The sequence below is a fragment of the Methylobacterium sp. BTF04 genome, assembly GCF_010692745.1.
In the GTDB taxonomy this organism is placed as follows: Bacteria; Pseudomonadota; Alphaproteobacteria; order Rhizobiales; family Beijerinckiaceae; genus Methylobacterium.
Genome location: NZ_JAAHTB010000004.1, coordinates 1 through 25,269, shown reverse-complemented (window position 1 = coordinate 25,269; position 25,269 = coordinate 1). Strand labels below are relative to the sequence as shown.

Sequence of the window (25,269 nt, the reverse complement as noted above, 5' to 3'; positions counted from 1 at the left end):
CATAGCACGGGCCGAGCGTGTGACGGCATCGGCGCGTGCCGATACACCGACGAGAATCTCCGGCCCGGAGGTTCAGGCGGCGTCGCACAGGAAGGGCATCACCGCTTCGCGCACCGCCTCGGGCGCCTCTTCCTGGACGAGGTGGCCGCAGGGCAGAGCCTGGCCGGCGACGTCCACCGCCTTGTCGCGCCACGTGGCGAGGACGTCGTAGAGGGCGCCGACGGTGCCCTGCGCCCCCCAGAGGGCGAGCAGGGGCGCGGTGATCCGGCGGCCGGCCGCATCGTCGGCACGGTCGTGATCGAGGTCGATCCCGGCGGCGGCGCGGTAATCCTCGCAGATCGCGTGGATGCCGTCGGGGCCCCGGTAGCAGCGCAGGTATTCCCGGATCATCGCCTCGCTCGGGATGCCGGGCGTCCGGCTCTGTCCGGCGAGATGATGCCGCAGATAGGCCTCCGGATCGGCGCCGATCATCCGCTCGGGCAGCGGCGCCGGCTGGATCAGGAAGAACCACCAGAAGTAGCGCGTGGCGAAGGCCCGGTCGGTGCGCTCGTACATGGTCAGGGTCGGGGCGATGTCGAGAACCGCGAGCCGCGCCACGGCCTCGGGATGGTCGAGCGCCATGCGGTGGGCGACGCGCCCGCCCCGGTCGTGTCCGACGACGGCGAAGCGGTCATGGCCGAGCGCGCGCATCAGGCGGACGGCGTCGGCGGCCATGGCGCGCTTGGCATAGGTGGCGTGGTCGCCGTCCGAAGGCGGTTTCTGCGAATCGCCGTAGCCGCGCAGATCCGGCGCCACCACCGGATGGCCGGCCGCCGCCAAAGCCGGGGCGACCGCATGCCAGGTGGCGTGGGTCTGCGGATGGCCGTGGAGCAGGAGCACGGGCAGGCGACTCCCGCCGCCCGAGATCGCCGCCCGGAGGGTCGGTTCTCCCGCTTGAGTGGCGGCATCGACGAGGTCGAAGCCGGTGAGGAACGGGCTCGGCCCGCGTGCGGTGAGGGTCATGGCGAAAACCTCAGGCGAGCCACGGATTGGCGGCGAGATGGCGCGCCTCGAAGGCCCGGATCTCCGCGGCGTGGTCGAGGGTGGCGCCGATGGCGTCGCGGCCGCGCACCAGCGCATCCTTGCGCAGGGCGGGAATCGTGAAGGGGAAGACGGTGCCGTCCGCGGCCGTCACCGTCTCGGCCGGCAGATCGACCGTGAGGCGGTTGCGGGCCGGATCGGCGGCGCGCCCGGCGAGGATCGCCACCGTCTCGGCGGGCAGGTCGATGAGGAGGAGGCCGTTATTGGCGGCGTTGTCGGCGAAGATGCCGGCAAAGCTCGTGCCGAATATCGCCCGGATGCCGAGCTGGAGGAGGCCCCAGACCGCATGCTCGCGCGACGAGCCGCATCCGAAGTTCGGGCCGACCACGAGGAAACGGGCATCGGCCCAGTCCGGGCGGTTGAGCACGAAATCCCGCCGGAGTTCTCCGGGAGCGGAAAAGCGCAGGTCGTGAAACGTGGCGTCGGCGAGCCCGCTGCGGTCGATCCCCTTCAGGAACTGCTTCGGGATGATCACGTCGGTATCGATGTTGGCGGCGGGCAGGGCGGCCGCCGGCCCGGTGACGGTGGTGAAGGGCTGCATGTCAGGGTTTCCGCGCGAGGGTGCGGACGTCGGTGAGATGTCCGGCGATGGCCGCGGCCGCCACCATGGCCGGGCTCATCAGGTGGGTGCGCCCGCCCGCCCCCTGGCGCCCCTCGAAGTTGCGGTTGGTGCTCGACGCGCAGCGTTCGCCCGGCGCCAGCACGTCGTCGTTCATGGCCAGACACATGGAGCAGCCCGACTGGCGCCACTCGAAGCCGGCCGCGAGGAAGATCCGGTCGAGCCCCTCGGCCTCGGCCGCCCGGCGCACGCTGGAGGAGCCCGGCACCACCATGGCGTGGACGCCCTCGGCCACGTGCCGTCCCCGCACGATGGTCGCCGCCTCGCGCAGGTCCGACAGGCGGGCGTTGGTGCAGGAGCCGATGAAGGCGCGCTGGATCGGGATCGCCGCCAGCGCCGTGCCGGCGGTGAGGTCCATGTAGGCCAGCGCCCGGACCATGTCGCGGCGCCGGCCGGGATCGGGCTCGGCGTCCGGATCGGGCACCCAGCCGTTGACCGGGGCGGCCTGGTCCGGGCTCGTGCCCCAGGTCACCATCGGCTCGATGGCGTCCGCCGCCAGATCGACCTCGCGGTCGAACCGCGCGTCCGCGTCGCTCGCCAGGGTCGACCACTGCGCCACGGCCGCGTCCCACAGGGCGCCCTTGGGCGCGCGCGGCGTGTCGCGCAGATAGGCCATGACGGCGGCGTCGGGGGCGATGACGACGCCGCGCGCGCCGCATTCCACCGCCATGTTGCAGATGGTCATGCGCCCCTCCACCGAGAGGGCCGCGATCCCCGCGCCGGCGAATTCCACCGCGTAGCCCGTGGCTCCGTCGGCCCCGATCTGGCGGATGAGCGCCATCACCACGTCCTTGGCGGTGACGCCGGGCGACAGGCGCCCCGCCACCGTGACCCGCAGGGTGCGCATCCGGCGGTACACCAGGGTCTGGGTGGCGAGGTAATGCTCGATATCCGAGGTGCCGATGCCGAACCCGAGGGCGCCCAGCGCCCCGTAGGTGGTGGTGTGGCTGTCGCCCGCGGCCACGATCATGCCGGGCAGGACGAAGCCCTGCTCGGGCGCCACCACGTGCTCGATGCCCTGGAGCGGGTGCAGCACGTCGAGCAGTTCGATGCCGAAATCGCGGCAATTCTCACCGAAATACGCGACCTGTCGGGCGCCGCCGGCATCCGGCATCGCCGCGATCCTGTGCGCGGCGGTGGGGTTGACGTGGTCGACCACCGCCAGAGCGGCGCCGGGCCGCCACACCGCGCGGTCGGCCGCGCGCAGGCCGCTGAACGCCTGCGGGCTGGTGTATTCGTTGAGCACGGTACGGTCGATGTAGAGCAGCACGCCGGCGCCGGGGCCGGTGCGGTCGTCGAGGCGGCGCACGGTGTGGGCGTCCACCAGCTTGTCGTAGAGGGTGCGCGGTCGCATCGCTCGGGCTCTCTCGGCTGGGTTCGATCGGAGGTGCGGCGGACTGAACCGCATCGGCGCGGCCGCGGCCAATGCCGATGCGGCATCGGTCGATGCCGGCGCTCTCGTGCAATGCGTTGACCCGCTCCGACGGGCCTCGCATGCTCGTCCGGCAGGACCGCCCCAGGACGGCGCCCCCGAGGGAGACGATTCGACGCCGATGGATGCCGCGTGGCTCGAGGATTTCCTGGCGCTCGTCGATGGCGGCCATTTTTCGCGGGCCGCCGAGCAGCGCGGCATCACCCAGCCGGCCTTCAGCCGGCGGGTCCGGGCCCTGGAGGAGTGGGTCGGCAGCCCGCTGTTCGACCGCGACAGCCTGCCGGTGGCGCTGACAGCGGCGGGCCTGCGCTTCCGTCCGGTGGCCGAGGAGACCCTGCGGCGGCTCTACCAGGGCCGCGAGGCCGCCCGCGAGGCGGGCCGGATGGCGGCCGAGACCCTGCGCTTTGCCGCCACGCAGGCGCTGGCACTGACCTTCTTCCCGCCCTGGCTGCGGTCGATCGAGGCCCGCGAGCCGTTGAACGCCACGGTCAACCTCATCGCCGCCCACATGGCGGCCTGCGAGCACCTGATGCTGCGCGGCGAGGCGCAGTTCCTGATCTGCCACCACCATCCGGCGGCCGCGACCCTCATGATGTCGGAGCAGTTCCGGTCGGTCCCGCTCGGGGTGGACGTGCTCCTGCCGGTCAGCGCGCCGGACGCGACCGGGACGGCACCGCGCTACAGCCTGTCCGGCGAGTCCGGCACTGCGCTCCCGCTGCTGTCGTTCGGCGCCGAATCCGGGATCGGGCGCATCCTCACGGCCACCCGGGCGATCGAGCGCGACGAGTCCCGGCTGGTTCCGGCCTTCACCTCGCATCTCGCCTCGATCCTCGTCGCCATGGCCCGCGACGGGCGGGGGATCGCCTGGGCGCCGATGAGCCTCGTCTGCGACGACCTCGCCCGTGGCACCCTGGTCCGCGCTGCCGGGCTCGATCGGGACGTGCCCATCGCGATTCGCCTGTTCCGGTCGCGCATGCGCCAAAGCCCGCCGGCCGAGCGGCTCTGGGCCGGCCTCGCCGTCAGGGAGCGGCCCTGACCTTCTCCAGTAGGGCCGCGTCGGCGTAACCGTCGGGCGTGCGTCCGGTCGCGGCTTGGTAGGCCCGGACGGCCGCCCGGGTCCTGGGACCGATCTTCCCGTCGATGCCGCCGACCGCGTAGCCGCGTTGCGCCAACAGGGTTTGAAGGTCGGTGCGCTCGGCCGCGTTCAGGACGCGGTCGCCGCGCGGCCAGTCCCGGGTGAAGGCGGGGTCCCCGCGCAGGCGGTCGGACAGGTGCGCCACCGTCAGGCCATAGGCCAGGGCGGTGTTGTAGCGCAGGATGATTCGGAAATTCGGCAGGAGCAGGAAGGCCGGACCGCCGGCGCCCGCCGGAACCACCAGGGTGGCGCGCGCGGTCTCGTCGATGCCGGACCGTACCGGCGTCACGCCGCGCTGCCGCCACTCCGCCAGGCTGCGCTCCGTGCTCTCGTCGGCCAGGGCGTAGTCGAAACCCTCGGGCAGCGCGACTTCGGTGCCCCAGGCTTCACCGGTTCGCCAGCCGATGGCCCTCAGGTAGTTGGCCGTCGCCGCGAGGGCGTCCGGCACCGATGTCCAGATATCGCGCCGGCCATCACCGTCGAAATCCACCGCATAGGCCTGATAGACCGTCGGCATGAACTGGGTGTGGCCCATGGCGCCGGCCCAGGAGCCCGTCAGCCGCTCGGGCGCCCCCTGCCCCTGCGCGAGGATCTGCAGCGCCGCCATCAACTCGTCGCGCCAATAGCCGGCGCGGGCCTGGTCGCCACAGGCCAGGGTCGCGAGCGAGCGGAGGACCGGCCGGACCACGCCCGGATCGTCGAGGACCGCGCCATACCGCGATTCGACGCCCCAGAAGGCGACGAGGATGTGGCGGTCGACCCCGAAGCGTTGCTCGATCGTGTCGAGGGTCGAGGCCCATTCCTGCAGCTTGCGCCGGCCCTCGGCGATGTTGGGTTCGGTGATGGTGGCGTCGAGATAGGCCCAGATCGGCTTGACGAATTCCGCCTGGCTCCGGGTGGCGCCGAGCACCTCGGGATCGGGCGAGAGGCCCAGCAGGCGCGCGTCGATCAGGGCCTGCGGGACACCGCGCGCGCGTGCTGCCGCCGCGATCTCGCCGAGGCAGTCGGCGAATGGCGGAGGGGCCTGTGGAACCTCGGCCGGCGGCGCGATGGACTCTGCGGAGCCGGGCGGCGCGCCGAGGACAAGGAATGCCGCGACGAAGCCGGGGATGAGCGCAAGACGGCGGCGTCGCTGTCGGATCGGCATGCGTCCCTCGGTCTCCGGCGGCCGGACCCTATTCCACCGTCACCGACTTCGCGAGGTTGCGCGGCTGGTCGACGTCTTTCCCCATGAACACCGCCGTATGGTAGGCGATGAGCTGGATCGGCACCGCATAGACGATGGGCGCCACGACGGGGTCGACATTGGGCATCATCACGGTGGCCATGGTGTCGAGACCGGCTTCCGCCGCGCCCTTGGCGTCGCCGATCAGGATGATGCGGCCGCCGCGTGCGGCGACCTCCTGCATGTTCGAGACGGTCTTCTCGAAGATCGCGTCGTGGGGGGCGATGACGATCACCGGGACGCTCTCGTCGATGAGCGCGATCGGGCCGTGCTTGAGTTCACCCGCCGCATAACCTTCGGCGTGGATGTAGCTGATTTCCTTGAGCTTCAGCGCACCTTCCAGGGCCATCGGATAGCTGGTGCCGCGCCCCAGATAGAGCACGTCGCGGGCCTTCGCGACCTCGCGGGCGAGAAGCTCGATCTCGCCTTCGCGCTTCGTCGCATCGGCCATCAGGCCCGGTACGGTGATGAGGGCGTCGACGAGATGGCGCTCCTCCTCCACGCTCAGGGTGCCCCGGGCCCGGCCCGCCGCGATGGCGAGGCAGAGCAGGACGGTGAGCTGGCACGAGAACGCCTTCGTCGAGGCGACCCCGATCTCGGGGCCGGCGAGCGTCGGCACCACGGCGCTCGCTTCGCGGGCGATGGTGGAGGTCGGCACGTTGACCACCGCCAGGGTGTGCTGACCCTGCGCCTTGGCGTAGCGCAGGGAGGCGAGGGTGTCGGCGGTCTCGCCCGATTGCGAGATGACGAGGGTCAGGCCGTCCTTGTCGAGGGGCGGCTCGCGGTAGCGCGCCTCCGAGGCGACATCGATCTCCACCGGCAGGCGCGCCAGCTTCTCGAACCAGTACTTGGCCACCAGGCCGGCATAATAGGCCGTGCCGCAGGCGGTGATCGACAGGCGCGACAGGGTCTTGAAATCGAAGGGCAGCGCCTCGGGCAGGGCGACCCGGCCGTTGGCCAGATCGACGTAATGCGCCAGCGTGCGGCCGACGACTTCCGGCTGCTCGTGGATTTCCTTGGCCATGAAATGGCGGTGGTTGCCCTTCTCGACCCGGTAGGCCTGGGCGACGATCCGCTGGCGCAGGCGCGTGACCGGATGGCCGGCGATGTCGCGGATCTCGGCGCCTTCGCGCGAGAGGACCGCCCAATCGCCCTCCTCCAGATAGGTGATCTCCTCGGTGAACGGCGCCAGCGCCAGCGCGTCCGAGCCCAGATAGGTCTCACCGATGCCTTCCACGACTTGCCCGAATCCGATGGCGAGCGGCGCCCCGTGCCGGGCGCCGATGAGCAGGTCGTCGTGGCCGGCGAAGATGAAGCCGAGGGCGAACGCCCCGTGCAGGCGCGGCAGCGAGGCGGCCACGGCCTCCACCGGGCCGAGGCCCTGATCCATGGCGTGGCTGACGAGCTGGGCCACGACCTCGGTGTCAGTCTCGCTCTCGAAGCGGACGCCCTGCCCCTGCAGCTCGGCCTTCAATTCGCGAAAATTCTCGATGATGCCGTTATGGACCACGGCCAGGCGCGCGGTGGCATGCGGGTGGGCATTGGTCTCGTTGGGGCGCCCATGCGTCGCCCAGCGGGTGTGGCCGATGCCGATGGCGCCGGCCAGCGGCTCGTCGCGCAGTTTCATCTCGAGATTGACGAGTTTGCCCTCGGCGCGCCGGCGCTCGAGCCGGCCATGGGCCAGGGTGGCGATGCCGGCCGAATCGTAGCCGCGATATTCGAGACGGCGCAGGGCCTCGACCAACTGGCCGGCGACCGCGTCCCGTCCGACGATGCCAACGATTCCGCACATGGGTCGTGTCCTCAAAACAGGGGCGGGACCGTCGGCCCTGCACGAGGCCGTTCTCCCGCAAGGTTCGATCCGCCCCTTCGCGCTCCGGCTTGTACCGGATCGGGACGCTCGCGTACCAGCCGTCCCGAACTTGGCGCGAAAACCTCGACGCCGCGTTGCGCGCGGAAGGGCTTCGGGCGGTGGGTCCGGCCTTAAGACGCCTTGGTCCGGGCCGCCTTCTCCGCCTGGAGTTTGGCGCGCTTGCCCTCGGCGGCGCCCGCGAGGATGCGCTGGCGGCCGCGGGCCACGGCGATCGCCCCGTCGGGGACATCCGCGGTGATCACCGAGCCGGCCCCGACGATCGCGCCTGCCCCGACCCCGACCGGTGCGACCAGCGCTGTGTTCGAGCCGATGAAGGCGCCGGCCCCGATGGTGGTGCGGTGCTTGTTCACCCCGTCGTAATTGCAGGTGATGGTGCCGGCCCCGATATTGGCGCCCGCCCCCACCACCGCGTCGCCGATATAGGTGAGATGGTTGGCCTTGGCCCCCGCCTCCAGGCGGGCGTTCTTGATCTCGACGAAATTGCCGACCCGCGCGCCGGTCTCCAGCACCGCGCCGGGGCGCAGGCGGGCATAGGGGCCGATGCCGACGCCATCGGCCAGCGTCGCGCCTTCGAGATGCGAGAAGGCGTGGATGACGCAGCCGTCGCCGACGCGCACGCGGGGGCCGAACACTACGTGAGGTTCCACCACAACGTCGCGCCCCAACACCGTGTCGTGGCTGAAGAAAACTGTCTCGGGAGCGATGAGCGTGGCACCCGCGACCTGCGCCGCGTGCCGCAGGCGGCCCTGGATCGCGGCTTCGGCCACGGAGAGCTGGACCCGGTCGTTGACCCCCTGCGCCTCGGCCTCCGCCACGTCGACCACCGCGACCGCGAGGCCGTCCGATACCGCCAGGGCGACCGCGTCGGGCAGGTAATATTCCCCGGCCGCATTGGCGTTGCCGATGCGCGCGAGGAGGTCGAGGGCGTGGCGGCCCGACAGCGCCATCAGCCCGGCATTGCACAGGGTGACGGCGCGCTCCGCCTCGGTGGCGTCCTTCTCCTCGCGGATCGCCGTGACCCGGCCGTCGCGCACCAGAACCCGGCCGTAGCCTTTCGGGTTCGGGGTCTCGAAGGCGAGTACCGCCACCGTGCAGCCCTGGGCCAACGGCGCCCGCAGGCGGGTGAGGGTGGCCGCCGTGATCAGCGGCGTGTCGCCGAAGGCGATGACCACGTCGTCGGCGCCCGCCGCCAAAGCCGCGCGGGCGGCCAGCACCGCATGGGCGGTGCCGAGGCGCTCGGCCTGCGGATAGACCGCCGCCCCGGGCGCCAAAGCCGCGATCTCGCGCGCGACCGAGGCCTGACCCGGTTCGACCACCACGGCGATCCGCGTCGCCCCCGCACCCTGGGCCGCGGCCAGCACGTGCCCGAGCATGGTCCGACCCGCGACCTCATGGAGCACCTTGGGCAGGTCCGAGCGCATGCGCGTGCCCTTGCCGGCGGCGAGCACGATCGCCGTGAGGCTGCGTCCGGAATTCGTGGTCGTCTGGTCCGTCATCGGGGTCCCAAGTCGGTGTGTTTTCGCCAAGCCCGTTTAGTCGAGCCCGTGTGGTCGAACCACTCTGTCACGGCTCGGCTACTGCGCGAACCCGGCTCTTTCAAGAGTGCCGACCCGATGCCGACCGGTGAGAGGCACCGAGAAGGGCACGGCGCGCGATCCGCGCAGGACGCGCTGAACGGTCCGGCCCGGAGCCGCGTTGAAGGCCGAACCCTCGGACCGGACCCGCGCATCTCTCCCATGAGCGGACACCGTCGTGACGGCTTAACCCCCGGTTCAGCGCCCGGCATGATAGACGCGTGCCGACACCTCCTTTCCGCGCAGCCGCGCCGACAAGACGGACATGATGACGCCGCCGCTCCCTGGCCCCTCCCCTTCGACCTCCGGCGATCGCACCCGTCGAGACCTCCTGCGCAGTGCCGGCGTCGCGGCCTTGGCCGGCGGAATGTCCGTCCTGCCCGCCGCCCTGCCCGCCTGGGCCGACGACGCACCGGCCCTGCCGGCCGCCGGCACGCCGTTCCAGGCGAGCCTCGTCGCCGACCTCGCCCGTGCCCTGGCCAAGCGGGCCTACGCGGCACCGCAGACCGACGATCTGCCCGATGCCCTCTCGGGCCTCAACCGCGAGCAATATGCCGGCATCCGCACCGTCCCCGGCACCGCGATCTGGGCGCAGGCCGATCTCGGATTCACGGTGGAACCGCTCCATCGCGGTTCGGTGTTCAAGGGCCGCGTCGCCCTGGCGCTGGTGGAGGACGGCGTGGTGACGCCGGTTGCGTACGACCGCGCCCGCTTCGAGACGGATGGCTTCGCCCTGCCGAGTTTTCAAAAAAATACCGGCAAGGACGATCCGGGCTATTCGGGCATCAGGATCCGCGCCCGTTTCGCGGGTGGCGAACTCACCGATTTCGCGAGCTTCCAGGGCGCGTCGTTCTTCCGGCTCATCGCCGCCGGCCAGGGCTTCGGCGTCACCGCCCGGGCACTGACCCTGCGGCCCGCCGATGCCCGCGGCGAGGAGTTTCCGGAATTCCGTGCCCTGTGGATCGAGCGCCCCGCCCCGGGCTCTCCCCTCGTCCTGCATGCGCTGGTCGATTCGCCCTCCGCCACCGCCGCCCTGCGCATGAGCCTGCGGCCGGGGGCGAGCTCGCTCTGCGATGTGGAGGGCACGGTGTTCGCGCGCGCCGCCATCGACCATCTCGGCCTTGGCGGCATGACCACGAGCTACCTGTTCGGCCCGCACGACCGGCGCGGGGCCGACGACGCGCGCGCCGGCGCCTATGCCTCGGGGGGCCTGCAGATCCGCACCGGCATCGACGAGGCGATCTGGCGCCCGGTCCGCAACCCGCCGACCCTGCAGGTGTCCTCCTTCATGGACGACAGCCCGAAGGGGTTCGGGCTGATGCAGCGGGCGCGCGACTACGCCACGTTCCAGGACGATGTGCAGCATTGGGAGTGGCGGCCCTCGCTCTGGCTCGAACCGCTGGGGGCCTGGGGGCCCGGCGCGGTGACGCTTCTGGAAATCCCGAGCGATTCCGAGTTCAACGAGAACGTCCTGGCCTATTGGCGCCCGAAGGCGGTGCTGGCCCAGGGCGCCGAGCTGCCGTTCAGCTACCGCCTGCACTGGTGCTGGCAGCCGCCCGACCCCGTTCCGGTCGCCGTGGTCTCGAGCACCCGCAGCGGGCATGGCGGGTCGGAGAACCGGCGCCTGTTCCTCGTCGACTTCACCGGTGACGGGCTGACCGCCCCCGGCGACCTCCAGACCCAGCTCAGCGTGTCGCCGGGGGCGATCATTTCGAGCACGCTCTATCGCTACCCCGAGCGCAAGACCGTACGGGTCGCCTTCGAACTCGATCCGCGCGGCGAGAAGGCCTGCGAATTGCGGCTGAACCTGCAACGCGCCGACAAGCCCCTGACCGAAACCTGGCTGTATCGTTGGACCCCGTGACCGCATCCATGCCCCTCGTCGCGGCCGCGCCGCCGCCCGCATCCGTCCGTCCGGCCAACCCGCCGGAGGCACTGTCGGCCATGCCGCCGGAATCGCCGCTCGCCATGCCGGTGCAGGCGCTCGAAACCTGGGATCCCGCTGCCGGGCATAGGCCGGCCATCCGCCATCCCCGGCCGTGGCTGGCGCGCGTTTTCGTCTTCGGCGCGGCCGCCCTGCTCACCGCCTACGGCGCGTTCCAGATGTACGAGGTGGTCTCGGTCTCCGGCGGCACCACGGGGCTGCAATACGTGCTGCTGGCGCTGTTCACCCTCAACTTCTCCTGGATCGCGCTGGCCTTCACGGGCGCCATCCTGGGGTTCGTCGTGCTCCTGCGCCGGCGCACAGCCGCGGCCCTGCCGACGACCCTGACCACCCGCACGGCGGTGGTGATGCCGGTCTACAACGAGGCCACCGCCCGCACCTTCGCCGCCATCGAGGCGATGCGCGCCGAGATCGATGCCACCGGATTGGGCGCCGCCTTCGACTACTTCGTCCTGTCGGACTCGACGGTGGGCGACGCCTGGATCGCCGAGGAGCGCGCCTTCCTGGACCTGCGCGCCCGCTGGGGCGCGGATGCCCGGCTCTATTACCGCCACCGGGCCAAGAACCATCACCGCAAGGCCGGCAACATCGGCGACTTCGTCAGCCGCTGGGGGGCCGCCTACGACCACATGCTGGTGCTCGACGCCGACAGCCTGATGACCGGCCCCTGCGTGGTGCAGCTCGCCGCCGCCATGGAGGCCGATCCGGATTCCGGCATCATCCAGTCGCTGCCGCTGATCATCAACCGCAACACCCTGTTCGCCCGCGTCCAGCAATTCGCCGCGCGCATCTACGGGCCGGTCATCGCCACCGGGCTCTCGGTCTGGTCGGGCCGCGACGGCAATTACTGGGGCCACAACGCCATCATCCGCACGCGGGCCTTCGCCGCCGCCTGCGGCCTGCCCGACCTCAAGGGGAAGCCGCCGTTCGGCGGCCACGTGCTGTCCCATGATTTCGTCGAGGCGGCCTTGATCCGGCGCGCCGGCTGGAGCGTCACCATGCTGCCGGCCCTGCCCGGCTCCTACGAGGAGAGCCCGCCCTCGCTCATCGATGTCGCGGTGCGCGACCGGCGCTGGGCGCAGGGCAACCTCCAGCACAGCCGCATCATCGGGGCGGCCGGGCTGAAGCCGGCCTCGCGCCAGCATTTCGCCACCGGCATCGCCGGCTACGTCGCCTCCCCGCTCTGGCTCGCCCAGCTCGTGGTCGGTATCGCCCTGGTGCTGCAGACCGCCTACGTCCGGCCGGAATACTTCACCAGCGAGTTCGGGCTCTATCCGGTCTGGCCGCGCTTCGATCCGGTGCGCGCGCTCCAGCTGTTCGGGCTCACCATGGGCATCCTGCTCGCGCCGAAGGGGCTCGGGCTGATCCTGGCGCTGATCGATGGGCCGGTGCGCCGGGCCTGCGGCGGCGCCATCCGCCTCGTCCTGTCGAGCCTGATCGAGGTGCTGCTCTCGGCGCTGATCGCGCCCATCGCCATGCTGATCCAGTCGGGCTCGGTCTTCCAGATCCTGCTCGGACGCGACACCGGCTGGAACCCGCAGCGCCGCGACGACGGCTCGATCCCGTGGTCCGACATCGTGCGGCGCCACCGCTGGCACATGGCGCTCGGGCTGATCACCGGGATCGCGGCCTTCGCCATCGCCACCTCGCTGTTCCTCTGGATGTCGCCCACCATCCTGGGCCTCGTCCTGGCGATCCCGATCTCGTGGGCGAGCGGCCAGCTCGGCCTCGGCCTCGCCCTCAAGCGCCTCGGCCTGCTGATAACGCCCGAAGAGCGCGACCCGCCCTCCATCGCGACGAGCGCCGGCGTCTTGAGCCGCCGCAACGCGGAGCTCGGCCTCGACGACGCCGATGCCCTCCAGGCGCTCCACGCCGATCCCGGCTTTGCGGAAGCGCATGCCGCGATGCTGCCCGAAGCGGCCCCCCGCCCCCGCGGGATCGTCGATACCGATCGGGCGCTGGCCCAGGCCAAGGTCGTCGAGGCCCAGACGATCACCGAAGCGACGGCCTGGCTCAGCCCCAAGGAGCGCATGGCCCTCCTCCACGACCGGGCGCTCCTCGACCGCCTGTCACGTTTGGAGCCGGGGCCGGCTCACTGACGCGGGGAGCATCCCGAGGGAAACCGGTCGCACCGGCTTTGCCGGAGGGCAGACGAGGCGGAATTCGAACCGGGGTTACCGACTGATGCCGGTCACGCGAGAAGCGATGAGCGCGCGCAACGGCAATGCGCTGCTGCGTTCGCTTCTTGTAATGGGCGGACCAAGTCCGGGCCCCTTGATCGTTCGTCGCCGATCATGAGGCTCAAGCCGGCAGGATCATCCAAAACAGACGATTTCCAACCGCGCTCGCACCATCGAACGCGATGCCGACTTCACCACGGTCCCCGCCGTCGACTGGTTCCAGCCTTGCCCCGAACAGGCCGACCCGCCCCGATCAAGCGGCCACAGGCGCTCGACCGAGTGCTTCGCCCACCAGACGGCGCAGGGCATCCGCGCAGCGTGTGAGCCTGCGCGAGAAAGGTGAGCGCCACAGGCCGAATCCGTCGTCGCACAGCGGGTCGTTGACCACGGGATTGCCGTTCTGGCCGACGAGGACGTTCCCGACGTTCGGGTCGAGCCCGCGCGGGGACGCTGCCCGCAAGGTGGCCACATAGGCCTCGTAGTCCGGCCACGCGGCCCTGAACTCTTCCCGGATCCCGTCGAAGCTCGAATGATCGACCAAGGGTTCGTGCGCAGGCCACTCCGTCCTGAACCGGTCGCGGACGCCCTCGTCCATCGCGACGCCGGGATGGTCTGCGATGACCGCGTGGGCGTAGGCCAACCACCAGGTATCGGGCATCGGGTTCGTCAGGCGCGAGCCGACCGTCATCAGCGCACCGCAGCGGCTGACGGACAGGTCGTGGACCCGCGGAGCGTGCGGCCCGTCGGACCCCGCGAAGCCCCTGCGCAGCAGGGCCGCATAGTCACCGAATCCGTCGGCCTTGCGCGCGAAGCGCACGACGACGTCCGGATGGTCCGGATGCGCATGGACCGTGCCGTGGTAGCCGAAACCGATCTCGGTCCAGCCTGTGGCGATCAGGGCGGCATAGGCATTGGCAGCCGACCGTTCGACGATGCCCAAGGCGGCAAGCGAGGGTCTGGTCGTCTTCACCTGATCTTTGAATCCAAACACCGCAGCCGCTCCTTCCTGCCTGTCGACGGTCCGACGCGACGTGCTCTCAGACGCCGCACGGGTGCAGCGTCCTGGAGAAGCCGAACTGGCAAGTCCGGCGGAAGGTCGGGACGACCCTGTCGATGTCGGGAGCAGCACGACGAAACCGTCACGCCACTGTCATGGAATGACCCGCGCCTCCAGAAAGTTCAAGTGCTACGGAAGCGTAAACCGGCGGCCGACTGGACTGCGCTGTCCTGACGCAGGATCGGTCAAGCCGTCATCCTCGCCAGGAGAGTCCGGGCGAGGATTTCATCCGCTTCACGAAGCCCATCTTCCGCATCGGGCCGGACGTGCCGGCCCGCATGGGCGGGGCCGACCGCGACGTCGTCGAGGACGAGATAGCGCGTGATGCGGTTGCGAGTCGCGTGCTCGGTGATCTCGTCGCCGCGTCTGGCGCGCTCGGCGGGGAGCATTGCGCCCGTCTCGGCATCGCGGCTCGTCGGCAGGATGGCCGTCCGCCAGTCGGGGTGAAAGCAATCTCCGGGTAGGCCGGCTTCGACGAGCGTCGGACGGCAATCGTCGACGCGCCACGTCGATGAGACGACGACCCGCGCGTCGAACTCCCGCACCAAAGCGGCAACGCGGGCGACCTGGACCGGGTTCAGCCTGTCCTTGCCGGCCTGGCGTTGGTAGCCGACCGTCGTCACGACGCCGTCCACGTCGAGGTAGATCGTCGGAGATTCGGCCCCTCCACGTTCGTTCAAGAGGCCGACCCCGTCCCGCGCAGCAACCCTGCACCTGCCGCCGGACGGCTACAGCGCCACGCGGCGGCCGTCCAGCGTTCATCGGGTCCTCATCGCGCTGGAGCCTCGACATGTCACATGGGGTGATCGGGGGCTCGATCTTCGGCGGCAAAAAACGGCTGTTCGTTCGCTAAACCAGGTCGATTGCCGGGCCTGCGTGCCGCTCGCGCGCAGATCAGGAACAGGCCGGCGACACCGAGCGCAACGAGCGTCGGAGTCATCGTCGAAGCGAGCGCCCCGGCCAGCGCCGCGCCGACGACGTCACCGAGATTCATCGCCGCCATATAGACCTGGAACTGTGTCGCCGACGCACGGCCGTCGCGGCTCGCCAGAAGCACGGTCGGCAGCAGGGCGACATAGAGCAGGGCCGGGACGACGCTGGCCAGCCCCAAGATGAACGGACCCGCTGCGGTCTCCAGCCCGGCCGCGATCAACAGCCCCGCGACACCGAACGCCACCGCGCAGGCGACGAGGAGCGCGCGCAGGGCCTGCCCCGGCCCGATGCGGTCGACGTAGGCGCCGAGGCCCACCGCTCCGAGGGTCCCGCCCAGGAGCGCGAGCAGCGCCTGCAGGCGCGAGAGAGCGCCCGCGTCCCAGCCATGGACCTGCACCAGCGCAACGGCGAAGGGCACCTCGAACAGTGCGAGCCCGAAGTCGATGGCAAAGCACATCGCCAGCAGGATCGCCGCGTCGCGCGTCCGGAACGCGGCGAGAAGCCGACGCGCGAAAGAGACCGCCCCCGACCCACGCCCCTGGACCGGCGCGCGCGACGGCCTGTCCCGGCGCAGGGAGAGGAACCGGTCGCCCGGTGCCTCGCGCACCAGGACGGCCGCGAGGGCAAGCGGCGTGGTCAGGCCGAGAAGTGCCGCGGCCGCTGCCGGGAATCCTCTGGTTTCGAGGATCCAGGCGAAGATCGCGGTCCCCGCGGCACTCCCGATCACGAAACCCGCGCGTGTTCCGGCGCTGGTGCGCCCCAGTGCGTCGGCCGGCACGCTGCCGGCGATCATGCGGTCGGTGGCGGTATCGGCGAGGGAGGCGGCCAGGCTGTGCAGGAAGAGGACGGCACTGACGGCCGTCAGGCTTGCATCCGCGCCGAGGACCAGCAGACCCGCCAGGCTGGCTTGCGCGCAGGCGAGGGAGACGACGAGCCAGAAGCGGCGGGGTCCCATGCGATAGGGCGTCGCGCGATCGATCAACGGCCCCCAGAGCAGCGGTTGCAGCACCCAGGGCAGGCCGACGATCGCAAGGTGGCGACCGATATCCGCCGTGGAGGCCCCTGCTGCGGCGAAGTGGTTGGCCAAAGCCGTCAGCGCGAAGCCGGCCACGACGCCCTGATAGAGGTAGAGGAGCGTGAAGAGGCCGAACCGCCAGCGCGAAATCTGCAAACTCGGCGGCCATTGAGGCATCGGTTCGATCCTCGATCGCCCCTGTGGCGCGTGCGGGGCCTGCCTCGATCCGGCAGGTGCCGGCATGCCCCTTACCCGAAGCTGCGGACGAGCGTCACCTGATATCCGCCTCGCGGACGCGGCGAGCGATCTGTGACCGAATACGGTGGCCGCGCTTCGGCCCAGCGGCTTTTGCACGACCCTCGCTTGCCTCTGATTCGGTGGTGAGCCGGCCCGATGTGAACTCGACCACGGGCCCGAGCGGGTTTCCGATACGGCGCTGCTTTGCCTTGCCCTGGCGGTCGCCATGCGCCTCTGGTGAGCCGCGTCGGTTTGACCTGCCTCGGCGCCCCCCTGTAGACACCGCGGCCCTGCCCTGAGGAGACAGCCATGGCCGCCATCACCGCTACCCTCGCGGCCGAGCTGAAGGTCGCCGAGCGCCAGGTCGCCGCCGCGGTGGAGTTGCTCGACGGCGGCGCCACGGTGCCGTTCGTGGCGCGCTACCGCAAAGAGGCCACCGGCGGCCTCGACGATGCGCAGCTGCGCGATCTCGAAGTCCGTCTCGCCTATCTGCGCGACCTGGAGGCGCGGCGGGCGGCGATCCTCGACAGCATCGAGGGTCAGGGCCGGCTCGATGCCGGCCTCAAGGCCCGCATCCTCGGCGCCGACACCAAGGCCCGGCTCGAAGACCTCTATCTTCCGTTCAAGGTGAAGCGCCGTACCAAGGCGCAGATCGCCCGCGAGGCTGGACTCGGCCCCCTCGCCGAGGCCCTGCTCGCCCGGCCCGAGGGCGATCCGGCCGCCGCGGCCGAAGCCTTCGTCGATGCGGCCAAGGGCGTCGCCGATACGGGCGCGGCGCTGGAGGGCGCTCGCTCCATCCTCATCGAGCGCTTCAGCGAGGATCCCGACCTGACGGGCGCCCTGCGCGACACCGGCTGGCAGCGCGGCCGCATCGTCTCCTCGGTCAAGGCCGGCAAGGAGGCGTCCGGCGAGAAATTCGCCGACTATTTCTCCTTTGCCGAACCGCTGACCCGCCTGCCCTCGCATCGCATCCTCGCCCTGTTCCGGGGCGAGAAGGAGGAGGTCCTCGATCTCGCCATCGCCGACGCGGTGGGCGACGAGCCGGCCAAGGGCATGCCCTCCGCGCAGGAACTGCGCATCGCCCGGACCTTCGGCATCCGTGACCAGGGCCGGGCCGGCGATGCCTTCTTGCTGGAGACCGTACGGAAGGCCTGGCGCACGCGGCTCAAACCGGCCATCGACACCGATCTTCGCGCCCGCCTGCGCCAGGTCGCCGAAACTGGCGCCGTCTCGGTCTTTGCCGGCAACCTGCGCGACCTGCTGCTGGCAGCCCCCGCCGGCGCCCGCCCGACCCTCGGGCTCGATCCGGGTTTTCGCAGCGGCGTGAAGGTCGCCGTGGTCGACGCCACCGGCAAGGTGGCGGCCACCGACGTGATCTACCCGCACGAGCCCCGGCGCGACTGGAACGGCGCTCTCGTCGTGCTCGCGAAGCTCTGCCTTGCCCATAAGGTCGAGCTCGTCGCCATCGGCAACGGCACCGCCTCGCGCGAGACCGACCGGCTCGCCGCCGAGTTGATCGCCAAGCGGCCCGAGCTGACGCTCACCAAGGTGATGGTGTCGGAAGCCGGCGCCTCGGTCTATTCGGCCTCCGCCTATGCCAGCGCGGAACTGCCCGGCCTCGACGTCACCCTGCGCGGCGCGGTCTCCATCGCCCGGCGCCTGCAGGATCCGCTGGCGGAACTGGTGAAGATCGAGCCCAGGGCCATCGGCGTCGGGCAGTACCAGCACGATCTCGCCGAGGGTCAGCTCGCGAAGGCCCTGGATGCCGTGGTGGAGGATTGCGTGAACGGCGTCGGCGTCGACGTGAACATCGCCTCGGCGCCCCTGCTCGCCCGGGTCTCGGGCCTCACCGAGCGGGTGGCGGGCAACATCGTGGTGGAGCGTGACGCCAAGGGCCCGTTCCGCACCCGCGCCAGCCTGAAGAAGGTCGCCGGCCTCGGGCCCAAGGCCTACGAACTCGCGGCGGGATTCCTGCGCATCCGCCGCGGCGACGACCCCCTCGACGCCTCGGGCGTCCATCCGGAGGCCTATCCGGTGGTGCGTCGCATCCTGGCCGCCACGGGCCAGCCCATCGGCGCCCTGATCGGCAACACCGGCGCCCTGCGCGCCCTCGACCCGATGCGCTTCACCGACGCGACCTTCGGGCTGCCCACCGTCACCGACATCATCGCCGAGCTGGAAAAACCCGGCCGCGACCCTCGCCCGGCCTTCCGCACCGCGACCTTCCAGGAGGGCGTGGAAAAGATCTCCGACCTCAAACCGGGGATGCGGCTGGAGGGCGTGGTGACCAACGTCGCGGCCTTCGGCGCCTTCGTCGACCTCGGGGTGCATCAGGACGGGCTCGTCCATATCTCGATGCTCGCCGACCGCTTCGTGAAGGACCCGCGCGAGGTGGTGAAACCCGGCGACGTGGTTCAGGTGCGGGTGATCGAGGTGGACGCCAACCGCAAGCGCATCGCGCTCAGCATGCGCGCGGACGATTCCGACGCGCCCCGCCCCCGAGACCGGGATGAGCGGCCGACGCCCGTCCGGTCCCAGCAGAAATCCGCCCCTGCCCCTGCCCCTGCCCTTGCCCCGGCGCCCCGCGGCGCGGCTCCGGGCGCAGCCTCGCCCGAACGTCCCGCGGCTGAAGGTGCCTTTGCGGAGGCCCTGCGCCGGGCGGCGGAGGGGAAGGATCGGGGACGGCGCTAAGGCCGGAATACGTGGCCGTTCTGCGCTGGATCATCGCGGCGTAAATCGATCGGCATCGGACACCCAATTCCCACCTGCCGCGGCTCTTGGTCGGCACGTTGGTGAATGGCCGAAAGCCGTCGGGCCGGTTTCCGACTGAGGCAAGACAGCACATAGCGACCCGCGCGGCCGCGCCTCGTCCCGCCAGCAGATGGCCGATTGGGCGGCGAAAGCCGACGCTGAGCCCGCGTATCTCGATCGCTTCCACAACGCTCAGGCTCGTAAACGCGCAGCTTATTCGAGAAGTGCGTCGATAAATATCCTCACTACAGCGTGTTTAAGATGCCACCCTCTGTTGACCGATTGTTAAGATACCGTGGTCAACTTGCCCGCAGATAATCGTTTGGGTCCACAACCTCTGGCTGCCCCTCGTGATGCGCCTCTCGTTGGCTCGAACATTCCGCGAATGCATTGACCGATTCCGCTCGGCTTCGTCTGGCTCAGCCGCGGTTGAGTTCGCCCTGGTGAGTCTCCCCTTCTTCATGTTGCTGGGCGGCATCATTCAGTGGTGCTTCATCATCTGGGCGCAGACGAACCTCGACTTCATGGTTGAAAGAGCTGAGCGCAATTTGTTCACCGGCAACTTCCAAACCGCCAACACCGGCGTCACCGACCCGACGACCCTTCTGGCAAATCTCAAGACCGTCATGTGCGGTTCCGGCACGAGCGCGGTTGCGACGGTTTTTGTCTGCAACAATGTCAAGCTCAACGTCTCGTCGGCGAGTTCCTTCGCCAGTAGTGCTTCGGCCACCGCTTATGATCCAGCGACCAAGGCGATCAGCGCGAAATTCGAGGGGTATACCTGCGCGAAACCCGGACAAATCGTCGTCGTGACCGCGGTGGTGTCGCTGTCGGTGTTCTTCGCGAAGTTGCTGCCGGGGCTGACCGGCATGGCGGACGGGTCCTACCTGATGCGTTCGACCGGCGTGTTCCGAACGGAGCCTTATTCGTCCACGAGCACGGGGGCCTGCTAAGGCCCGCCATGAAGCACCCGCTTTTTCCCCGGCTCAGATCCGATTTTCGCCGCGACACGCAGGGCGTATCGGCCGTCGAATTCGCCCTGATCCTGCCGATCATGCTGTCCCTGTTCGTCGGCATCTCCGAATTGGCGCATGCCATCGACAACTCGCGCAAGGTCACGCTCCTGACCCGCACGCTTGCCGATCTGACCTCGCAAGGCGACACGACCAATCCGATTGCTTCGGCGACGATGGGCGACATCTTCTCCGCGGCGTCACTGGTGCTCGCGCCCTTCAACAGCGCGAACGCCACGATCAAGGTGAGCGCGATGGGCGTCTACCTGACGACGCTGAACACGCGCCCCTACGTCTGCTCCAGCGCCGCTCTCAATGCCACCGCCCGAACCGCCAAGGCCGCGGCCACGGACATCACCGTTCCCACCGCCTTTCAGACGACGGGTATGCGCTACATCCTGGCCGAGGTGACGATGCCCTATACGCCGATGTTGGGCGCGGCCCTGGTACAGCTCTTCACCGGCACCACCAGCATCACGTTCAGCGCCACCATGCCGTGGCCTGTCCGCGGCGGCACGACCTACAACAGCACCTATGCCGAAATCATTCTGCCGAACGGCATTTCGTGCCCGACGACCGCCTCCTGACCGGGGGGGCATTCCCATCTCCTCCGCCCGAGTTCAGCGTCTCAGGAGCTTCCGATGCCCCTCGCACGACTTCGTCGATTTTGGTCGCACCGAGACGGAAACGTCGCGATCATCTTCGCCTTGGCGAGCCTTCCGCTCCTCGGTTTCGCGGGGGCGGCCGTGGATTACGGCCTCGCGACGCGCCTGAGAACCAAGCTTCAGGCGGCCGCCGACGCGTCGACGCTGATGCTGTGCCAGACCGCCTCGACGACCACGAACACCGTCCTGAATGCTCAGGCTCTCGTCTCCATGACGAGCTACATGGGCAGCAGCGTCGGACTGACGGTCAATCCGCTGACGATCACCGCCAGCCCGCGCAAGATCCTGCTGACGGCCGGCGCCACGGCCCCGATGTTCTTCGGAGGATTCCTCAACCGCACCTCAAACGGAGTGTCCGTCCAGTCGCAATGCGCATCGCCGATGCCGAAGACCTTCGAGATTGCCCTGGTGCTCGACACGACGGGCTCGATGGCCAATTCGGGAGGCAGCGGCTCCAAGCTCTCGGCTGCGCAAACCGCAGCCTCCAACTTCATCGATTACGTCAAGAACAACTCTGCGTTCTCCGCGGATACACGCATCTCGATCGTCCCGTTCGCTGCGTCGGTCAACGTCGGCACGTCTTACGCCTCCTCCAGTTGGGTCGATACGACCGGCGCCTCGACTTACCATTGGACGAACGTCGACAAGACGCTCGCGAAGGCGGCCGGTTTCACCAGCCGGTTCAGTATCTTCAGCCTCTTGTCCGCGAAGTATGCCGCCTGGGCCTGGGGCGGCTGCTTCGAGACGCTGCCTTTTCCCGATAACACGAAGGATGGTACGCCGAGTTCGAGCGACACCCTGTATGTACCCTTGTTCGCCCCCGACGAGCCGGGCAACGGCAGCATAAACCGCGTTGCTTTCAAGGCCGGCTCGACGACTTATTACAGCTATAACAGTTACATCGACGATACGACGAGCATCGCCACCTGCAAGGCCAGCCCAACGAGCTTCCAGGCCGCCGAGAACAGCGCCTGCAAGTACGTCGCCTTGAGCGGAGCGTCCTCCACGACCAGCTCCGACGTCGGTATCCCGAATGGCCCGAATTTCATGTGTACGAGCAAGCCGCTTCAGCGGCTTACGACCAGTGCCGCGACGCTGAAGTCGCTCGTCAGTTCATTGGTTGCTTCGGGCGCGACGAACATCCACGAGGGCTTCATGTGGGGCTGGCGGACGCTCTCGCCGAAGAGCGTGTTCGCCGACGGAGGAGCCTACAACGCGACCACGACGAACAAGGTGATCATCCTGATGACCGACGGCGCCAACAGTTGGACGGACAATCCCTACAACAACTATAATCAGACGTTGTATTTTCCGATGGGATACTTCCTCAACGCCGACGGTACCACACCGGACAACCGCCTGCCGACGGGCTACCGCAACCTCACCAACGCCAGCGATGCGCGAACGGCACTCGACCAGTTGACGCTGCTGAGCTGTACCAACGCGCAAGCGGCCGGCATCTCGATCTATACGATCGGGTTCAGCGTCAGTTCGGACCCGATCGATACGCAAGGCACGACCCTGCTGGCGAACTGCGCCTCGTCTCCGTCGCAGGCCTATATCGCCAACACCTCCGACGATCTGATCGCCGCCTTCAGCAAGATCGCGTCAAGCATCGGCTCGCTGCGGATCAGTCAGTGACAGTGTCCCATAGCGTGGTGTAGCTGACGGTAGGGACCGTCGCTCGCCGGCTTGGCCGGGCTGGTCAGGCGGCCACGGCTGGCGGGCTGACGACGGGATCATCGCTGATCGGAGCGATGCTTTCCAGCGTGATGTATCGAGCGCGCTGGACGGCCCATTCATCGTTCTGTTCGAGCAAGATCGCGCCGACGAGCCTGGTGATGTCAGCCTCGTTGGGGAAGATGCCGACGACCTCGGTTCGCCGTTTGATCTTGCCGTTGAGGCGCTCCAGCGGATTGGTGCTGTGCAGCTTGGCGCGGTGCTGCGTCGGGAAGGTCCTGTAGGCGAGCACGTCTGTCTCGGCCTTGTCCATCAGGGCGGCGAGCTTGGGGACGGTCGGCCTGAGTTGGTCGGCGACCTTGCGCCATTGTTGGCTTGCGGCCGCCGCATCGTCCTGGGCGAAAGCGGTGGCGATGAAGGCTGAGACGACACGGCGTCCCGAGCGGCCGGCATGAGCCAGGGCGTTGCGCATGACGTGAACCCGGCAGCGCTGCCAGGTCGCGATCAGCACCTGCGAGACGGCCGCCTTGATGCCCTCATGGCTGTCGGAGATGACGAGCTTGACGCCGCGCGGGCCGCGTCGCGCCAGCTTGCGCAGGAAGTCCGTCCAGAAGGCCTCGGCCTCGGAGGGGCCGATATCCAGGCCCAGCACCTCGCGCCGGCCGTCGTTGTTGACGCCAACCGCGACGAACACCGCCACCGAAACGATCCAGCCGGCCTGGCGGACCTTCACGTAGGTGGCGTCGATCCAGAGATAGGGCCCGTCGCCCTCGACCGTGCCGGCCCGCGTCTCCCAGTCGCGCTCGCGATAGCCGTTGCGCTGAGCCAGCCGATCGGGGCTCTTCTCGCCGAAACTGGCGCCGGTCAGCCCCCCGACCTCCAGCTCCATCAGGCGCTGCGCGGCAAAGCCGATCATCTCGCGCAAAACATCCGCGTCGGGACTCTTCTCCAGCAGCCCGCGCAGGTTCATCATCTCGTCGGTCATCGGGGGTCTCTCCGGTCAGGGGTGGATCTCGCAACCCAATCCTCACCGGCAATCGCCGATGACAACCCTCAGCGACACCACAGCCGGGGACACGACCGAAGGGTCACAGCGCGCGCGTTAACCTGTCGTTAGGATCTTGCGGGCTATCAATCCCGCGAAGCGGCAGCGAAGCAATGTATCGACAAGGTGTTCGATACGGTCTGCCGCAGTCCAGATCGATAGCGGATTGAGCGATAGGCCCGAGGGCGCGCTCGAAGGCATGAGGCCGCACCGCTATACCGGCGAGAATCCGGTATGTCCCCGAATTTTCATCTAGGGACATCATCATGTCGAGCCTTCTGACCAACACGTCCGCCATGACGGCGCTGACGACCCTCAAGCTGACCAACCAGAGTCTGGACCAGTCCAGCGCCCGCATCTCCACGGGCCTGAAGGTCGCGACCTCGTCCGACAACGCCGCCTACTGGTCGATCGCCACCACCATCCGCGCCGACAACGGCTCCCTCGGTGCCGTGAAGGACGCGCTCGGTCTCGGCGCCAACTCGGTCGATGTCGCCTACAACGGCGCGAACTCGGTCATCAACCAGTTCCAGACGATCAAGGACAAGCTCACCGCCGCCCTGTCCCCGAACGTCGACCGCAGCAAGATCCAGAGCGAGATCAACGACGCCCTGAAATCGGTCAAGCAGACCTCGGACGCGTCCGTGGTCAGCGGCGAGGCCTGGCTGTCCACGGATTCGAGCGCCGGCAACTACGTCTCCGACCGCAAGATCGTCTCGTCGTTCACGCGGACCCAGGGCGTGATCGCCGTCGACACGCTCACCGTGTCCGTCGACAAGACCAAGCTCTACGACGCGAAGACCACGGCCGGCACGGCCAGCGCCGGCGCGGCCGGCGGCACCCTGGTCGCCGACTTCAAGACGGCCCAGACGACCTTCGACACCGCGCAGAAGACGTTCGGCGCCAGCAACAAGGACGCGGCCGCCCAGACCGCCCTCGACACCGCCAAGACGACTTTCTCGGCGGCCCAGACGACCTTCGACACCGGCGTGAAGGCGGCGAACACCGCCGCCGTCGCAGGGACGGACGGTACGGGTGGCATCCTGAACAAGCAGTGGGCCGTGTCCGGCGCCGACAACGATGGCCTCGCCAAGGGCTACGCGCTCAGCGTCGACACGATCGACATCGGCGACATCCAGAACAACGACCTGTCGAAGCTCCGCGCCTACATCGCCCTCGCCGACAAGGCGCTGAACGCGATGACCAACGTCGCGACCACGCTCGGCTCGGCCAAGAGCCAGATCACCTCGCAGACGAACTTCGTGGACTCGCTCATCAAGGCGAACGAGCGCAGCATCGGCACGCTGGTGGATGCGGACATGGAGGAGGAATCGACCCGGCTCAAGGCCCTCCAGGTCCAGCAGCAGCTCGGCATGCAGTCGCTCACGATCTCCAACACCAACACCCAGCAGATCCTGAGCCTGTTCCGCTAAGCGGCGGGCGCCGAAGCGGGGATCGCTTCGGCGCCCACGCGTTCCCCGCTTTGCGGCGGTGCCATTCCCCCTCACTGCAAGGTGTCCTCGGCCACGCTTCGAAAGAGGCGTGGCCTTTTGCATGGCACCATCCCCGCACAAGGTTGATCGGCGAAGCTGAGCGCCATCCCATCGAACGGAAGCCGAGTTCTGCCGATGCCAGGCCGCGACCACGCCGTAAAACTGTGGAACAACATCATCGATCTCGGCCCACGGCTGTTGATTTCTGCTGAGAGTTGACCCAGCGGAGCCCGAAGTTTCCATCGAGAAGTGACCCGTGTCCGAACCCACCCCTGGCTTTTGGTCGGGGGGTCATGGAGTGATCGACATGGCGTTAT

The 25,269-nt window shown here is 69.2% G+C and carries 18 protein-coding genes; 8 read left to right on the top strand and 10 right to left on the bottom strand.

The window, feature by feature from the left end; all coding sequences use genetic code 11:
• Window positions 1-72: 72 nt before the first annotated feature.
• Genes G3T14_RS03740 through leuC form a run of 3 tightly spaced genes read right to left on the bottom strand, consistent with a single transcriptional unit; the run spans window position 73 to window position 3,053 of the window.
• Complete coding sequence (locus G3T14_RS03740; protein WP_163640192.1) at window positions 73-1,002, bottom strand: alpha/beta hydrolase; 930 nt, start codon at window positions 1,000-1,002, stop codon at window positions 73-75.
• 10 nt (window positions 1,003-1,012) lie between these two features.
• On the bottom strand, window positions 1,013-1,621 hold the full coding sequence (gene leuD, locus G3T14_RS03735; RefSeq protein ID WP_163640191.1) for a 3-isopropylmalate dehydratase small subunit: 609 nt from the start codon (window positions 1,619-1,621) through the stop codon (window positions 1,013-1,015).
• A gap of 1 nt (window position 1,622) precedes the next feature.
• The gene (gene leuC / locus G3T14_RS03730) at window positions 1,623-3,053 is read right to left on the bottom strand and encodes a 3-isopropylmalate dehydratase large subunit (protein ID WP_163640190.1); all 1,431 of its coding nucleotides are present in this window, start codon (window positions 3,051-3,053) and stop codon (window positions 1,623-1,625) included.
• A 199-nt stretch (window positions 3,054-3,252) separates the two neighbouring features.
• Between leuC and G3T14_RS03725 the strand changes: the two genes are divergently transcribed.
• A complete protein-coding gene (locus tag G3T14_RS03725; RefSeq protein ID WP_163640189.1) occupies window positions 3,253-4,167 on the top strand; it encodes a LysR family transcriptional regulator in 915 nt (304 codons plus the stop codon).
• On the opposite strand, the gene G3T14_RS03720 is transcribed toward G3T14_RS03725, so the two are convergent.
• From G3T14_RS03720 to glmU, 3 genes are all read right to left on the bottom strand, one after another.
• Entirely contained in the window at window positions 4,151-5,413 is a 1,263-nt protein-coding gene (locus G3T14_RS03720) for a lytic murein transglycosylase (RefSeq protein ID WP_163640187.1), read from the bottom strand. The genes G3T14_RS03725 and G3T14_RS03720 overlap by 17 nt on opposite strands.
• A 28-nt stretch (window positions 5,414-5,441) precedes the next feature.
• Window positions 5,442-7,283 (bottom strand): glutamine--fructose-6-phosphate transaminase (isomerizing), encoded by a 1,842-nt coding sequence (glmS, locus tag G3T14_RS03715; protein ID WP_163640185.1) that lies wholly within the window; start codon window positions 7,281-7,283, stop codon window positions 5,442-5,444.
• Between the two features lie 191 nt (window positions 7,284-7,474).
• On the bottom strand, window positions 7,475-8,860 hold the full coding sequence (glmU, locus tag G3T14_RS03710) for a bifunctional UDP-N-acetylglucosamine diphosphorylase/glucosamine-1-phosphate N-acetyltransferase GlmU (RefSeq protein WP_163640183.1): 1,386 nt from the start codon (window positions 8,858-8,860) through the stop codon (window positions 7,475-7,477).
• Window positions 8,861-9,206: 346 nt separating this feature from the next.
• Between glmU and G3T14_RS03705 the strand changes: the two genes are divergently transcribed.
• Together G3T14_RS03705 and mdoH are read left to right on the top strand one after the other, a co-directional pair.
• Window positions 9,207-10,802 carry a glucan biosynthesis protein D gene (locus G3T14_RS03705; protein WP_163640474.1) on the top strand — a complete coding sequence of 532 codons (1,596 nt, stop codon included), beginning with the start codon at window positions 9,207-9,209 and terminating at the stop codon, window positions 10,800-10,802.
• Window positions 10,803-10,810: 8 nt separating this feature from the next.
• On the top strand, window positions 10,811-12,982 hold the full coding sequence (mdoH, locus tag G3T14_RS03700) for a glucans biosynthesis glucosyltransferase MdoH (RefSeq protein ID WP_163640472.1): 2,172 nt from the start codon (window positions 10,811-10,813) through the stop codon (window positions 12,980-12,982).
• A gap of 334 nt (window positions 12,983-13,316) precedes the next feature.
• Here mdoH and G3T14_RS03695 read toward each other — a convergent pair whose 3' ends face one another.
• The 3 genes from G3T14_RS03695 to G3T14_RS03685 form a co-directional block, all read right to left on the bottom strand.
• Window positions 13,317-14,054: a hypothetical protein gene (locus tag G3T14_RS03695; RefSeq protein WP_163640181.1), complete on the bottom strand. Its 738-nt coding sequence runs from the start codon at window positions 14,052-14,054 to the stop codon at window positions 13,317-13,319.
• Window positions 14,055-14,305: 251 nt separating this feature from the next.
• Window positions 14,306-14,800 carry an HAD domain-containing protein gene (locus G3T14_RS03690; RefSeq protein WP_163640179.1) on the bottom strand — a complete coding sequence of 165 codons (495 nt, stop codon included), beginning with the start codon at window positions 14,798-14,800 and terminating at the stop codon, window positions 14,306-14,308.
• Between the two features lie 113 nt (window positions 14,801-14,913).
• Complete coding sequence (locus tag G3T14_RS03685; RefSeq protein ID WP_163640177.1) at window positions 14,914-16,245, bottom strand: MFS transporter; 1,332 nt, start codon at window positions 16,243-16,245, stop codon at window positions 14,914-14,916.
• A 369-nt stretch (window positions 16,246-16,614) separates the two neighbouring features.
• Here G3T14_RS03685 and G3T14_RS03680 point away from each other — a divergent pair, with 369 nt between their 5' ends.
• The 4 genes from G3T14_RS03680 (at window position 16,615) to G3T14_RS03665 (ending at window position 22,375) form a co-directional block, all read left to right on the top strand.
• Window positions 16,615-18,996, top strand: a complete 2,382-nt coding sequence (locus G3T14_RS03680) for a Tex family protein (protein WP_163640175.1) — start codon at window positions 16,615-16,617, stop codon at window positions 18,994-18,996.
• A gap of 413 nt (window positions 18,997-19,409) precedes the next feature.
• Window positions 19,410-20,009 (top strand): TadE/TadG family type IV pilus assembly protein, encoded by a 600-nt coding sequence (locus G3T14_RS03675; RefSeq protein ID WP_163640470.1) that lies wholly within the window; start codon window positions 19,410-19,412, stop codon window positions 20,007-20,009.
• A gap of 8 nt (window positions 20,010-20,017) precedes the next feature.
• Window positions 20,018-20,656, top strand: a complete 639-nt coding sequence (locus tag G3T14_RS03670; RefSeq protein ID WP_163640173.1) for a TadE/TadG family type IV pilus assembly protein — start codon at window positions 20,018-20,020, stop codon at window positions 20,654-20,656.
• 54 nt (window positions 20,657-20,710) lie between these two features.
• Window positions 20,711-22,375 (top strand): TadE/TadG family type IV pilus assembly protein, encoded by a 1,665-nt coding sequence (locus tag G3T14_RS03665; protein ID WP_163640171.1) that lies wholly within the window; start codon window positions 20,711-20,713, stop codon window positions 22,373-22,375.
• 64 nt (window positions 22,376-22,439) lie between these two features.
• Here the strand turns inward: G3T14_RS03665 and G3T14_RS03660 are convergent, their stop codons facing one another.
• Window positions 22,440-23,399, bottom strand: coding sequence for an IS256 family transposase (locus G3T14_RS03660; protein ID WP_163640169.1), 960 nt, complete (start codon window positions 23,397-23,399; stop codon window positions 22,440-22,442).
• A 326-nt stretch (window positions 23,400-23,725) separates the two neighbouring features.
• Between G3T14_RS03660 and G3T14_RS03655 the strand changes: the two genes are divergently transcribed.
• Window positions 23,726-24,892: a flagellin gene (locus tag G3T14_RS03655; protein ID WP_163640167.1), complete on the top strand. Its 1,167-nt coding sequence runs from the start codon at window positions 23,726-23,728 to the stop codon at window positions 24,890-24,892.
• Window positions 24,893-25,269 lie beyond the last annotated feature (377 nt).

Coding starts and splice junctions, on each gene's coding strand:
- G3T14_RS03740 (WP_163640192.1), bottom strand. CDS start 1,002: ATGACCCTCACCGCACGCGGGCCGAGCCCGTTCCTCACCGGCTTCGAC.
- leuD (WP_163640191.1), bottom strand. CDS start 1,621: ATGCAGCCCTTCACCACCGTCACCGGGCCGGCGGCCGCCCTGCCCGCC.
- leuC (WP_163640190.1), bottom strand. CDS start 3,053: ATGCGACCGCGCACCCTCTACGACAAGCTGGTGGACGCCCACACCGTG.
- G3T14_RS03725 (WP_163640189.1), top strand. CDS start 3,253: ATGGATGCCGCGTGGCTCGAGGATTTCCTGGCGCTCGTCGATGGCGGC.
- G3T14_RS03720 (WP_163640187.1), bottom strand. CDS start 5,413: ATGCCGATCCGACAGCGACGCCGCCGTCTTGCGCTCATCCCCGGCTTC.
- glmS (WP_163640185.1), bottom strand. CDS start 7,283: ATGTGCGGAATCGTTGGCATCGTCGGACGGGACGCGGTCGCCGGCCAG.
- glmU (WP_163640183.1), bottom strand. CDS start 8,860: ATGACGGACCAGACGACCACGAATTCCGGACGCAGCCTCACGGCGATC.
- G3T14_RS03705 (WP_163640474.1), top strand. CDS start 9,207: ATGACGCCGCCGCTCCCTGGCCCCTCCCCTTCGACCTCCGGCGATCGC.
- mdoH (WP_163640472.1), top strand. CDS start 10,811: ATGCCCCTCGTCGCGGCCGCGCCGCCGCCCGCATCCGTCCGTCCGGCC.
- G3T14_RS03685 (WP_163640177.1), bottom strand. CDS start 16,245: ATGCCTCAATGGCCGCCGAGTTTGCAGATTTCGCGCTGGCGGTTCGGC.
- G3T14_RS03680 (WP_163640175.1), top strand. CDS start 16,615: ATGGCCGCCATCACCGCTACCCTCGCGGCCGAGCTGAAGGTCGCCGAG.
- G3T14_RS03675 (WP_163640470.1), top strand. CDS start 19,410: ATGCGCCTCTCGTTGGCTCGAACATTCCGCGAATGCATTGACCGATTC.
- G3T14_RS03670 (WP_163640173.1), top strand. CDS start 20,018: ATGAAGCACCCGCTTTTTCCCCGGCTCAGATCCGATTTTCGCCGCGAC.
- G3T14_RS03665 (WP_163640171.1), top strand. CDS start 20,711: ATGCCCCTCGCACGACTTCGTCGATTTTGGTCGCACCGAGACGGAAAC.
- G3T14_RS03660 (WP_163640169.1), bottom strand. CDS start 23,399: ATGACCGACGAGATGATGAACCTGCGCGGGCTGCTGGAGAAGAGTCCC.
- G3T14_RS03655 (WP_163640167.1), top strand. CDS start 23,726: ATGTCGAGCCTTCTGACCAACACGTCCGCCATGACGGCGCTGACGACC.